8 protein-coding genes are annotated in these 12,967 nt (G+C 71.7%); all 8 read right to left on the bottom strand.

What is annotated here, in order from left to right; translation table 11 throughout:
• Nucleotides 1-3,364, bottom strand: a 3,364-nt coding sequence (locus EAO76_RS40635) for a type I polyketide synthase (protein WP_148841269.1), incomplete at its 3' end; no start/stop codon positions are given.
• 273 nt (nt 3,365-3,637) lie between these two features.
• Entirely contained in the window at nt 3,638-5,296 is a 1,659-nt protein-coding gene (locus tag EAO76_RS40630) for a family 1 glycosylhydrolase (protein ID WP_187438997.1), read from the bottom strand.
• Between the two features lie 212 nt (nt 5,297-5,508).
• Entirely contained in the window at nt 5,509-6,690 is a 1,182-nt protein-coding gene (locus tag EAO76_RS40625; protein ID WP_148841267.1) for a macrolide family glycosyltransferase, read from the bottom strand.
• A 116-nt stretch (nt 6,691-6,806) separates the two neighbouring features.
• Complete coding sequence (locus EAO76_RS40620) at nt 6,807-7,319, bottom strand: DinB family protein (RefSeq protein WP_148841266.1); 513 nt, start codon at nt 7,317-7,319, stop codon at nt 6,807-6,809.
• Nucleotides 7,320-7,537: 218 nt separating this feature from the next.
• The gene (locus EAO76_RS40615) at nt 7,538-8,056 is read right to left on the bottom strand and encodes a DUF3291 domain-containing protein (protein WP_148841265.1); all 519 of its coding nucleotides are present in this window, start codon (nt 8,054-8,056) and stop codon (nt 7,538-7,540) included.
• A gap of 5 nt (nt 8,057-8,061) precedes the next feature.
• Nucleotides 8,062-9,357 carry a cytochrome P450 gene (locus tag EAO76_RS40610; protein ID WP_148841264.1) on the bottom strand — a complete coding sequence of 432 codons (1,296 nt, stop codon included), beginning with the start codon at nt 9,355-9,357 and terminating at the stop codon, nt 8,062-8,064.
• 15 nt (nt 9,358-9,372) lie between these two features.
• Entirely contained in the window at nt 9,373-10,236 is an 864-nt protein-coding gene (locus EAO76_RS40605) for an alpha/beta fold hydrolase (RefSeq protein WP_148841263.1), read from the bottom strand.
• Nucleotides 10,229-12,967: SDR family NAD(P)-dependent oxidoreductase (locus tag EAO76_RS40600; RefSeq protein WP_222872249.1), on the bottom strand; the 2,739-nt coding region annotated here is incomplete at its 5' end. The genes EAO76_RS40605 and EAO76_RS40600, both read right to left, overlap by 8 nt.

Below are 12,967 nucleotides of genomic sequence, written 5' to 3'. Positions count from 1 at the left end.
AATGCCCCACCACCGCACCCGGCACCACACCCCACGACTCCCACAACCGGAACAACGCCACACCCACCGCGAACAACCCCGGCTGCGTGAACTCCGTCTCATGCACCAACACCGCGTCCGCACTGTCCTCGGGAGCGAACACCACCGCGGCCAACGGCACCCTCAGATGCGGATCCAACGCCGCACACACCTCGTCGAACGCCTCCCGGAACACCGGGAACGCCCCGTACAACTGACGCCCCATCGCGATCCGCTGACTGCCCTGCCCCGTGAACAACACCGCCAACTCACCACCGACGGCAGAACCCTCGACGACATCACGGTGCGCCCGGCCCTCCGCCAACGCCAGCAGTGCTTCCCCGGCCCGCTCGGTGGTGCTCACCACGGCGCTCGCCCGGTGCTCCAGGTGGGCGCGGTGGTGTGCGGCGCTGTAGGCGATGTCGAGCAGTTCCGCGTCGGGCCGGCCCTTCAGGTGGTCGGCGAGCCGGGCGGCGTTCTCGGCCCTTGCCTCCTCGGACTTGCCGGAGACGGTGAGGACGACGGGGGTCTTGAGCGCGGGCCGGTCGGAGCGGCCGTGGACGGCCGTCCAGCCGATGTCGTGGCCCTCGCACCACAGGCGGGCGACCAGGTCCTCCAGGCTCCGGCGGGCGGGCCGGTCGCGTCGGCAGGTGGCGAGAGCGGCGGAGCGGGTGCCGCCGAGGGCGGTGAGCGTCCGTTCCAGGGAGTGCCGGGCGACGGGGTGCGGGGCGATCTCGACGACGCTCAGTCCGTGCGCGGCGGCGGGCTCGGTGCGGGTGAGGGCGGCGACCGCCTCGGCCACCAGCATGGGGCGGCACATGTTGCGTGCCCAGTACTCGGCCCCGAGCGCGGTGCCGTCGACGAAGTCGTCGTCGACGGTCGACCAGAAGGGGACGGACGTGACGCCGGTGCGCAGGGTGCCGAGCCGGCGGACGAGTTCGGGGGCGAGGTCCTCCAGCCCGGCGCTGTGGGACGCGTAGTCGATGTTGACGCGGGCGGTGCGTACGCCGTTCTCGGAGAGTTCCCGTTCGGCGGCGGCGACGGCGTCCGCGGGGCCGGACAGGCAGACCTGGTCGGGCGCGAGGTGTCCGGCGACGGAGAGTCCGTGGTCGGCGGCCGGGCGGGCGGCCTCGTCGGCGGTGAGGTCGCAGACCAGGAGGGCGCCGTGGCCCGAGGCGCGTTCGGCGATCAGCGCGGACCAGGTGGTGATGAGCCGGGCGCCCTCGTCCAGCGGGAGCGCGCCCGCGACGACGGCCGCGGCGACCTCCCCGATGCTCTGGCCGAAGACGGTGTCGGGTTCCAGGCCCCAGGCGGCCAGGGTGCGGGCCAGGGCGACCTGTACGGAGAAGAGGACGGGCTGGACGACGTCGGTGCGGTCGAGCCGGGAGGCGGCCGGGTCGGCGAGGAGTTCCTCGGTGACCGACCAGCCGGTGTGCTCGGCGACGGCGCGGTCGCAGTCGTCGAGGGCGGTGCGGAAGGCGGGCTCGGAGAGCAGGTCGCGGCCCATGCCGATCCACTGCGCGCCGTGGCCGGAGAAGAAGAGGGCGAGCTGGGGGCGTTGTCCGGGCCGGGTGGGTCCCGCGACGACTTCGGCGCGGCCGTCCGGGGTCGGGGCGACGACCGCGCGGTGGGTGCCGGTGGCGTCCGGTGCCGGGTACGGGCCGGTCGCGGTGGCGGTCCCGGCGATCGCCGCGTGCAGTTCCTCCTCGGTCGCGGCGGCGAGGGGGGCGAGGCGGCGGCGGACGCAGGGGGCCTCTTCGAGGGCGACGTGGGCGTTGGTGCCGCCGAAGCCGAAGCCGCTGACGCCCGCGTAGCGGCGGCGGGCGGCGGGCCACGGGCGGCGCTCGGCGACGACGCTGAGCTTGTTGGCCTCGAAGTCGATGTGCGGGTTGGGCACGTCGAAGTGGAGGCTGGCGGGGATCTCGCCGTGGTGGAGGGACAGGGCGGTCTTGAGGAGACCGGTGACGCCGGCCGCGGGTTCCAGGTGGCCGAAGTTGGTCTTGGCGGAGCCCAGGTGCAGGGGTTCCTCGCGGCCCTCGGCGAACACCGTGCCGAGGGCTTCCGCCTCGATGGGGTCGCCGAGGAGCGTGCCGGTGCCGTGCGCCTCCACGTAGGAGACGTCCTTGGGGTCGACGTCGGCGTCCTGCCAGGCGGTGCGCACGACGTCGACCTGGGCGCGCGGGTTGGGGGCGGTGAGTCCGTTGGAGGCGCCGTCGTTGTTGACGGCGGTGCCGCGGATCACGGCGTACACGCGGTCGCCGGAGGCCAGGGCGTCGGAGAGCCTGCGCAGGACGACGGCACCGCAGCCCTCGCCGCGCACGTAGCCGTTGGCGCCCGCGTCGAAGGCGCGGCACTGGCCGTCCGGGTTCATGCCGCCGAACTTGGTCATGGCGACGGTGGTGTTGGGGTGGAGCATGATGTTGACGCCGCCCGCCAGGGCGAGGTCGGTCTCGCCCCGGCGCAGGCTCTGCACGGCGAGGTGGGTGGCGGTGAGCGAGGAGCTGCAGGCGGTCGCGACGGCCATGGCGGGGCCGTGCAGGCCCAGGGTGTAGGCGATGCGTGCCGGGATGATGGAGTTGTCCCAGCCGACGGCGGAGTGCGTCTCGATGTCGTCGGCGTCGGCGCCGGTGGCGAGGTGGTACTCCTGTGCCATCGTGCCGAAGAAGACGCCGGTGCGGGTGCCGGCGATGTCGGTGGGGACGATCCGGGCGTCCTCGAAGGCGGCCCACGCGACCTCCAGCGCCATGCGCTGCTGCGGGTCCATGTGCTTGGCCTCGGCGGGCGAGATCCGGAACAGGTCGGCGTCGAACCCGGCGACGTCGTCGAGGAAGCCGCCCCAGCGGGTGTTCATCCGGCCGGGTGCCCGGGGGTCCGGGTCGAGCCATTCCCGGGCGTTCCAGCGGTCGGCGGGGACCTCGCGGATCGCGTCGAGCCCGTCGCACAGGCTCTCCCAGAGCGCCTCGGGCGTCTCGATGCCGCCGGGCAGTCGGCAGCCGAGGCCGACGATGGCGATGGGGTCGTTCGCGGCGGCGGGGGTCCGGCCGGTGCGCGGTGCGGCGGCGGGGGGCGCGTCCTCGCCCGCCAGGTGGGCGCCGAGTCCGGCGACGGTGGGGTACTGCCACACCGCCCAGCCGGGCACGGGGCGTCCGAGGTGTTCCGACAGCACCGCCACGAGGGACAGGATCCGGACGGAGTCCAGTCCGAGGTCGCGCAGCGGCCGGTCGACGTCGACGGTTTCCGGCCGTACGTCCAGCAGTTCGGCGACGGCAGTCCGGACGAAGGCCGTGATGTCCTCGGCGGTCGCCGGAGCCCGGCCGTCGCCACTGTTCACCTGGGCATAGCTCATCTGCTCATCCTCGATAGCTCGTTGAAGCGGACGACCGGCGCACGATGCGGGGACGGGCCCGTGACTGTGCCCGCCCCACTCTCGACCGTCGTTCTGGAGACCGGGTGGAGCCCGGCTTCACCCGGGTCGGGCCCGGTTTCACCCGGAACGGGCGCCCCGGAATCCGGAGCGCCCGCGGGGGTGGTTCGGGAGCCGCGGCCCGGTACTCGCCGGGCGACGGCTCTCCCGGAGCCGGTCGGGTGGCCGCCGGTTCGGTGGCCGCCCGACCGGTTCTCAGCGCTTGCGGCCGGTCACCGCCGGGGCGGGTGCGGTCGCGGCCGTGCTGCCGGCCGGTTCCGGGGAGAGCGGGCCGGTGCCCCCGTAGGTCTTGCGGATGGCGGGGGTGAGCGTGCGGGATCCGGCGATGGCCGAGTACACCGTCGCGGCCTCCGTGGGGGTGCGCTTCATCGTGGTGCGGTCGACCGAGTAGAGGCCGAAGCGGGCGCCGTAGCCCTGAAGCCACTCGAAGTTGTCCAGCAGGCTCCAGTGGTAGTACCCGCGCACGTCGACGCCCTCGGCCCGCACCCGATCGATCTGTTCGAGCGCCCGTACGGTGAACTCGGCGCGGCGCTTGCCGGATTCGGTGGCGATGCCGGACTCGCTGACGATCAGCGGGAGGCCGGTGTAGCGGGCGGAGAAGTCCTTGAGCACCGGGTAGAGGCCGGTGGGGTCGGACTCGTAGCCCATCGCGGGGATGAAGTAGGAGGGGTCGCTCGCCGGCAGGCACGGTGCGGTTCCGCAGGTGTCCACGTTGATCACCGGCAGGGTGGTCGGCGAGGGGGTGGGGCCGGGGTCGGAGACGCCGGTGCGGTCGTAGAGCTGGATGCCGAGCCAGTCCAGGGTGTTCTTCCAGTCGGGGTGGGCCTCGTCCGCGGTTCCGTCGAAGTCGGTGTCGAAGCTGCCCTTCCACAGGGAGTCGAGGATGTTCAGCTCGAAGAAGCGGCGGAAGCGGTCGCGGGCGGCTATGTCCCGGGGCTCGGTGCTGACCTTGCCGTCGCGCACAGCCACGTACTGCTTGACGCTGGCGGTCAGGCCGACGGAGGAGGTGAGGCCGTCGCCGTCCGCGTCGTGCCGGTCGTAGCGCTTGATCGCCTTGTACATGGCCGCGTGGGCGTTGATGTACTGGCGCAGGGCCGGGACGAACTTGTCGGCGAAGGCGGTGGGCAGGTTCGCCTTGCCGGGCGGGCCGGCGCCGAAGGCGTGCGAGAACAGCATGTAGACCATCGGCTCGTTGAGCGTGGCCCACTCGTCGACCCGGTCGCCGAACCGTTCGGCGAGCAGTTTCGCGTGCTCGGCCATCTCCGCGACGACCAGGGGGCCGCCGGTCGGGTTGTCGAGGCCGCACAGGTTGGTGTCGGAGGGGCCGTTCGCGCAGCCGGGGTCCTCCGGGTTGTCGACCCAGACGGGGTTGGCGAAGTGGTGGATGACGATCATCGGGCGGATGCCGCGGGCGATGAGCGCGTCGATCTGCTTGCTGTAGTGGTCGAGTGCCGCCTCGTCGATCTGGTTGCGGCGGGGCTCGACGCGGGCCCACTCGATGCTGAAGCGGTACGAGTCGACGTTGAGGTCCTCCAGCAGCCCGATGTCCTCGATGGCCTTGGAGTAGCCCTTGACGCCCTCGCCGACGAAGGCGCTCTTGCCCAGGCCCTCGGGGGCCGGCTGGGTCCACTTGTACCAGTCGGTGTTGGTGTTCTGGTCCTCGATCTGGGTGGCGGAGCTGGACACGCCGAAACGGAAGCTGCCCTTGCCGGAGGGGGCGGACGGCGAACCGATCGAGGAGAAGGAAGCGGTGCGCGGTTTGGCCGCGGAGTCGGTCTCCTCACCGGCCACGGCGACGGGTGCCACCAGGCCCAGGGCGAGGACAGCCGCCGCGATCTTGAGAAGTCGCTTCACGATGCCTTCCAGTTCATAGACGGTTGGGGCGGGGGTCGCGCCGGATGGGGACAGTCCCCCGCACATTCACACCCTGCGCGGCCCGGCTCGAAGCCGACTCGAACGGGCGTCCAATCCGTCCGGCGCCACGCGTCCCGGCGGCCGGTGGCATGCGAGGGGCCCGTGTCCCGGCGGCTGCCGGGGCACGGGCCCCTCGGTGATGCGGTGTGCGGTCAGCGGGCTTCGGCCAGGCGCCGCTCGATGGCGTCGGCCGCCATGGCCGTTCCGTCGACGGAGCGCATGGTGTCGCGCATGGCCCGCACCCGGTCCGTGACGGACGCGTCGCCCGCGACCCCGGCGACGGCCTCGCGCAGGCTCTGCGCGGTGACGTCCTCCTTGGCGAGGTGGCGGCCGAGGCCGAGCTCGTCCACGCGCAGGCCGTTGGCCCGCTGCTCGGACATCTGCGGGATGACGACCATGGGGACGCCGTGGTACAGCGACTCCATGGTGCTGTTCATGCCGCCGTGGGTGATGAACACCCGGGCGTGGTTCAGCACGTCGAGCTGGGGTACGTGGCGCCGGGCCTCGAAGTTGGCGGGGAGGGTGCCGAGTTCGGCCGCGTCGATGTGGTCGCCGATGGCCATCACGACGTCGAACTCCGAGTCGCGGAACGCCTCGACGGCCATCGAGAAGAACTCCGGCCAGCCGGTGGCCGCCGTGCCGAGCGAGATCAGCAGCACCGGCCGACCGCCGGAGGCCGGCTGCCAGGACCCCTGGAAGGAGCGGTCGCCGAGGCAGGGTCCGGCGAAGACGAACCGCTCGTCGAAGGTGTCGCCCTCGTAGTGGAACTCGCGCGGCATGAAGACGATCCCGAGGTCCTCGATGCCCTGGAAGAATCCCATGGGGTCGGCCGGCAGCCCGAATTCGGGAAGCAGCGCCGTGAGTTTCCCGATCATCTCCATGACCTGGGGGTCGCTGTACTCCGCCATGGGGAAACGTTCCTGGACGCTGAAGTGCTCGTTCGAGGCGTACGAGGGATAGCTGCGGACCAGCGGAATGTCGTTCTTGGAGCCGAAGAAACGCGCGCCCCAGGCCATGAAGTCGTGCACGACGACATCCGGCCTGTTCCGCTCGTAGAACGGGCTCACCTGCTGCACGAGGAGGGTCGCCTCGTCCAGACACCGCATTCCTTCACCCGCGTTGGCCTCCGCCGTGAAGGGACTGCGATAGAAATCGCCGAAAATGGATTCGTACCTGACCGCTTCCGCACCCACTCCCTCGACCGCGGGAGCAAAGTGTTCCGTGACGGTGCACGTCACACGGTGCCCCCGCTTGACCAGTTCCTCCACCACGCCGAGCGTGGGATTCACATGACCAATTGCCGGGAAATTGAAGAAAGCGATGTGAGACGACATTGGCGCCCTCCTGATCCGGGCTCCGAACGTTGTGGACGAAGCCTTCTCACACCGTAGCAGCGCCCAGAAGGCGGCCTTCCGGATCCGGCGGCCGCCTTTCGGGAACGGGCGAAGTATCAGAAGGGAACGTTCTTTCCCAGCGCCACGCGCAGGCACCCTATCTGTCCGCAGTGGTACGCGTCGTGCATCTGGATGATGGACAGCGCCTTGCCGAGGTTCTTCAGCCGGTCGTCGCCGAAGGGCTCCGTCGGGGACTCGCTGTCGAGGTCGGCCGGCCCGAGGCCCGCGACGAACCCGCGCATGCGCGCGTGGACCGCCTTGTAGAGGTCGATCATCTCCTCCAGCGACGGGCCGATCGACCAGTCCTGGTTGTCGTTCCCGGCGTAGCGCCTGGAAAACTCCTCCGTGACCAGGGATTCCGTCCCCTGGTGCAGGGTCGAGAAGTAGTCCGTCGCACAGGTGAGGTGGCCCAGGAACCACACGAGGGGCTTGTGCGGGGCCGGGGCGAGGCGCGCGGTCTCGTCGTCGAAGTCCTCGGCGAGCTCCAGGACCATGCCGAAGGCCAGGTCGAAGTGGTGCAGGAAGTGGGTGGTGAGCGACTGCGGCGGGGCCTCTGCGATCACGGTCATGTGCGGACTCCTATGGGTTGTTCCTCAAGCGGTACGAAATCGTTCTTCGAGGACGGGGCGATTTTCTCCACTCGCGATCCACTCGCGGTCCAATCGCGGTCCACTTGCTCTCCACTCGTTCTTGAGTCGGTCTCAAGTCGGACTCAATTGATTCCGGAGCGGTCATCAAGCGGTTTTCGACCCGTTCTTCGGTGACTCTTCGGTGGTTCCCTGTCGGGTCAGTGGCCGGGCGATGCGAAATCGCTGCGGCCGGGCGGGCGAATGGCGTCCAGCCGGGCCCGCGCCTCTTCGAAGGTGGGCAGCTCGGTCGTTTCCGTGCATTCCCAGTTGGCGCCTTCCCAGTCGAACATCAGCTCTCGCACCCGACGTGCCGCGGCAAGATGCGGTTTCGACATGAGAAAGCCTTTCAGCGCCTCCTCGTTCTCCCAGATGCTGAGACTCCTGGTGCTGCTGAAATTTTTCTCCGATATGCCGAGGCAGACCGCCAGGAGTCCCGGTCGCACATAGAGCTCCTCAAGAATCCCCTGATTGAGCTCGATGGCGACGGGCTCGTGTCCCGGTTTCGGCCAGCCCACCGATGTCGCCACCAGATGGTGACCACGAATCGGCTCGCACAGAAGGCCCGTTTCCGGATCGACCACGGGGCCGGTCCACGGCGCCACGACATTGAGATCGGATTCGTCCCCGCTGGCGAATTCATGAAGCGACTGCGGTATCGGCCGCGTGTTCTCCGACATCTTTTTCACCGGTCCTTGCGTCGTACGAGAAGCCGCTTGATCTCGGCGGCCTGGAGGTGCAGCACCGTGAACTCGGGACGCTGCACGAGTTCGAGCTCCGGCAGGATCGGGCCGACCGCCTTCAGCACCGCCCGCAGTTCGAGCCTGGCCAGGTGCGAGCCGAGGCAGACGTGCTCGCCGTGGCCGCCGAACGCGATCTGCGCGGTGGCGTCCCGGTCGATGTCGAAGCGGTACGGGTCGTCGAAGACGGAGCCGTCCCGGTTGGCCGCCGGGTACCACATGACGACCGTCTCGCCCTTGCGGATGCGCTGACCGCCGATCTCCGTGTCCTGGGTCGCCGTCCGGACGAAGTTCACCGCGATCGAGGTCCAGCGCAGGATCTCCTCCACGGCGCCGGGCGTCCTCGCCGGGTCCTCGACCAGCTTCCGCAACTGCTCCGGGTGCTCCAGCAGCGCCTGGACGCCGCCCGTGGTCGCGTTGCGGGTCGTGCCGATGCCGGCGACCAGCAGGTTGAAGATGGTGTAGAGGATCTCGTGGAAGGTCAGCGGCTCCCCGTCGATGCGGGCGCGGGCGAGCCGGCTGAGCACATCGGTGCCGGTGCCGTCGATCTGCGCCATCCGCTCCTGGACCAGGTTCGCCACGTAGCCGTTGAGGGCGGCCATGTTGCGGGCGAAGGTGGCCTCGGTGTCCTCACCGTCGCGCTGGTTGTCCGGGTCCGCGGCGCCGGTGGTGCCCTCGGACCACTCGAAGATGTCGTCCCAGTCCTTCAGCGGCGCGCCGACCAGTTCGCAGATCGCGGCGACCGGCAACCGTGCGGACAGGTGGCGGGCCACGTCGGCGGTGCCGTGCTCGTCCAGCCGGGCGGTGAACTCGGCCGCGTACTGCGCGGCCAGTTCGTTGAACCGCTCCTCCAGCTCGGCGATGGCCTTCGGGGTGAAGCAGGGGGCCATCACCTGGCGCAGGTGGCGGTGGCGGGGGGAGTCCATGTACGACAGCGCCGGGGGCAGGTCGGGGCTGTGGCCGAACATCTCGGCCCGCTGGTCGAGATGGCCCTCGAACATGTCGACGGCCTCGGGCGTCTCCAGGGTGACCCGCTGGGCGCTGGAGAAGATCTTGGGGTTGCGCGACACCCACGCGATGTCCTCGTGCCGGGTGAGCACCCAGAACGGCTCGAAGCCCGGCCTCCGGTACCAGAAGACCGGCGCCTCGCGGCGCAGCAGGTCGAACTCCGCGAAGGGGTAACCGCCGTTCTCGGTGTACGCCTTCTCGTCGGTGATGTCCAGTGTGTCAAGGGTGAGCATGGTCCTCGGTCTCCTTCAGCGGGGTGTGTTCTCTTCGAGGAAGGAGACGATCGCCCGGACGGCCTCCGTGTTCCGGTCTCCGGCGCCGGGCACCGCGTCGAGCAGCCGGGCGTCCGGCACCTCGGCCGCGAGGCGCTTGGCGACCCCCTCGGGGTGCAGCGGGTCGTTGCCCGGCAGGATCAGCAGCGGCGCGGGGAAACGGGTCATCCACTCCTCCGGGACGGAGAAGTACGCGGAGCCCCGGGGCCGGACGCCGTCACGGAAGCGCACCACGGAGACGATGTACCGCTCGCGGCGCAGCGCCAGGACCTCCTTCCGGAACTCCGGGTCGGCGTGCAGCCGGGCCGCGTAGGGGCCCGCCCCGGTGCCGCCGGCGAACCGGCCCTCCGCCTCGACGGCGGCGGCGATCACGCCCTCGATGCCCTCGGCCCTCGGCAGCCGCATCGCCTCGTCGTACTCGGCCAGGAAGACGTCCAGGCCGTTGCCCCCGTCGAGGCCGACGGGCTCCTGGCACACCACGGACCGCACCCGCCCCGGGGCGTCGTGCACCAGCCGCCACGCCTGCGCGGCACCGGTCCCGGCCCCGACGACATGGGTCTGTTCGATGCCGAGGTCGTCGAGGACCGCCTCGATGTCGGCGGCGTTCGTCGCGTACGAGAACGGCGCCAGGGGGGCGGTGGTGCTGCGGCCGATGTGCCGCGGGTCCACCGCGATCACCCGGAAGCGTCCGGCGAGTTCGGTCACCGGGTGGTAGAAGTTCTCGTCCCAGGCGGCGGTCCCGCCGCCCGCCGGGCCGTCCCCGAGCAACAGGACGGGGAAGCCCTCGCCGTGCACCTCGTAGTGGATCCGCGCCCCGTCGGGGCGGACTGTCTCAGGCATGGGTTTCCTCCACGGTCGCGATGTGTGTGATCACGTTCATGAGTTCGGCCGCCATCGCCCCGGGGTTCACGATCGGTGCGGCGTGGGTTCCCTCGATGACCGACGGGACGAAGTCCCCCGAGGTCAGCTCGCGCCACACCTCCATCGCGCCGTCGGGGAGCACCGGGTCGTCGCTGCCCGCGACCGCGAAGAGCGGCAGGTCGAGCGGGGCCCGGGTGACGCCCCGCAGGACGTCGCGGTGGTTCTCGGCCAGGACGGTGTCGGCGCGCAGCCGGTCGACGTACTCGGCGAGCAGTTCCTCGCTCTCCAGGATCTGATCGGGCAGCAGTCCCCGGAACACTCCGGCGAGTTCGTCGAGGGCGGCCTCGTCCAGGTCGCCGGTGAGTTCGGCGAGGCGGTTCAGTCCCGCCGTGGGTTCGGCCAGCGGCGGCAGCGCGCAGGCCACGGCGAGCGCCAGCGGCGGCACGCCGGGCCGGTGCGCGAGCCGGTGCGCGACCTCCCAGCACAGCCACGATCCCTGGCTGTGGCCGTAGAGCACGGCCGGGACGTCGAGCCGGTCGGACATCGCCGCCACGACCTGGTCGGCCAGGGCCATCATGTCGGTCACCGGCGGTTCGTCCGCGCGGGCCTCGCGGCCGGGCAGCTGGACGCCGACGAGTTCGACGTCGTCGGGCAGATGGCGCACCAGCGGGACGTAGCCGCCGGTGGTGCCGCCCATGCCCGCCACGCAGAACACCCGGGCACGGGGGTGCTCGGCGGGCTTGAGCACCCGCAGCCAGGACCCGGTGCGCGGTCGGCCGGTGGTGTCGGTCCGCCCGCCGTCCGGCAGGAGTTCCCCGAGCAGCGCCCCGGCGATGCCGGCGCAGCTGCCGTGGCGCAGGATCATCTCCGTGGTGACGGCGAGGCCGGTGCGGCGGATGAGCTGGTTGCGTACGGTCACGGCCATCAGCGAGTCGAGGCCGAGCTGTTGCAGCGGCTTGTCGTCGGACAGCTCGCCCGGGGTCAGTCCCAGGACCGGGACGACCTCGTCCCGCACCAGCCCGGTGACCGTGCGCAGCCGTTCGTCCGCGTCCTGTCCGGCGAGGCGGGCACGAAGCTCCCGCCCGGCCGAGGGGTCGCCGGCCGGTCCCTGCTCGGCCGGGGCCTCGCGGGCCTCCTCGATGCCGTCGAGCAGGGGGCGCGGCCGGGCCGCGCGATAGGCGGGGGCGAACTTTGTCCAGTCGATGTCGGCGACGCCGAGCGCCACGGTGCCCGCGCGCAGGGCGAGTTCGAGTGCGTCCAGGGCGCGGCCGGGGGCCATGGAGCGCAGCCCGCGGGAGCGTGCGACGCGTTCCACCTCGTCGGAGACCATGCCGCCGCCGGACCAGCCGCCCCAGTGCAGCACGGTGGCGGGCAGTCCCTGTGCGTGGCGGTGGCGGGCCAGGGCGTCGAGCGCGGTGTTGGCCGCGCCGTAGGCGGCCTGGCCCGCGCCGCCCCAGAGGCTGGCGCCGCTGCCGTACAGCAGGAAGGCGTCGATCTCGCGTCCGGTGAGCGCCTCGTGCAGGTGCCGGGCGCCGAGGACCTTCGCGGAGATCTCCTCGGCGGCGGACCGTGCGGTGAGTTCACCGAGGGGCGCCATGCGGGACACCCCGGCGAGGTGGGCGACGACGGTGAGCGGTGCGGTGTCGTCGCCGGTGCGGCCGACGAGGGCCCGGACCTGGTCCGGGTCGGTGACGTCGCAGCTCTCCAGGGTCAACCGGACGCCGAGATCGGCGAGTTCGGTGCGCAGTTCCTCGGTCTGCGGGGTCGGGGTGCCGCGTCGGGAGGCCAGTACGACGTGCTCGGTGCCGCGTTCGGCGAGGCGCCGGGCGAGGTGTCGGCCGAGTGCGCCCTGGCCGCCGGTGACCAGTGCGGTGCCGCGGGTCGTCCAGCCCTCGCCGCCCGCGGCGGGCCGGGTGCGGCGCATGCGGCGGACGAACCTGCCGCGGGCGCGCAGGGCGCTCTGGTCCTCGTGGTCGCCGGCCGAGAGGGCCGCCACGACCTGGCCGGCCCAGCCGTCGTACGGCCGGTGCGCCAGGTCGATGGTGCCGCCCCAGCGCAGCGGGTCCTCCAGGGCGGCGACCCGGCCGAGGCCGAGGACCAGTGCGGCGGCGGGGTCGGGGAGGCCGGTGTCGCCGTCCACGGTGGCGGCGCCGCGGGTCAGTGCCCACAGGGGCACGGTCCATCCGGTGTCCGTGAGGGCCTGGAGGAGGGCGAGCGTGGTGAGGAATCCGCGGGTGGTTCCGCCGGGGCCGGGGGTCGTGTCGAGGGAGGCGGTGCCGAGTACGGCCTGTGGCGGCTGCGGCAGGGCCGTGAGGGCCCGGAGCAGCGTCGCCCGGTCCTCGGAGCCCGGGACGCGGTGCACCCGGGTGCCCGCGGCGACCAGGGCCGCCTCCAGGTCGTCGGCCGTCCCCGCCTCGCCGTCGGAGGTGTCGGAGGTGACCAGGACGACGGTGCCGAGGGGGGTGACCGGCCCGGTGGGCGGGGCGGGCTGCCAGGTGTCCTCGTACAGCCAGTCGGCGATCTTCGAGTCCGCCTCCTGCCGCTGCCACCAGGTGTTCAGCAGCGGCAGCAGTTCCTCGATGCTCTCCCGGAGGTGTTCGGGCRCGTCGATCAGTCCGGCCAGGTCGGCCGCCCCGCCCACCGGGCCGGTCACCCCCCTCGGCACCGTCGTCCTGGTCACCTCCGACACCTCCGACGGCGAGGCGGGGAC

It is taken from the genome of Streptomyces sp. sk2.1 (assembly GCF_008120935.1).
GTDB lineage: Bacteria > Actinomycetota > Actinomycetes > Streptomycetales > Streptomycetaceae > Streptomyces.
The sequence above is the reverse complement of the archived record's forward strand: the minus strand, read 5'-3'. Positions and strand labels throughout refer to the sequence as shown.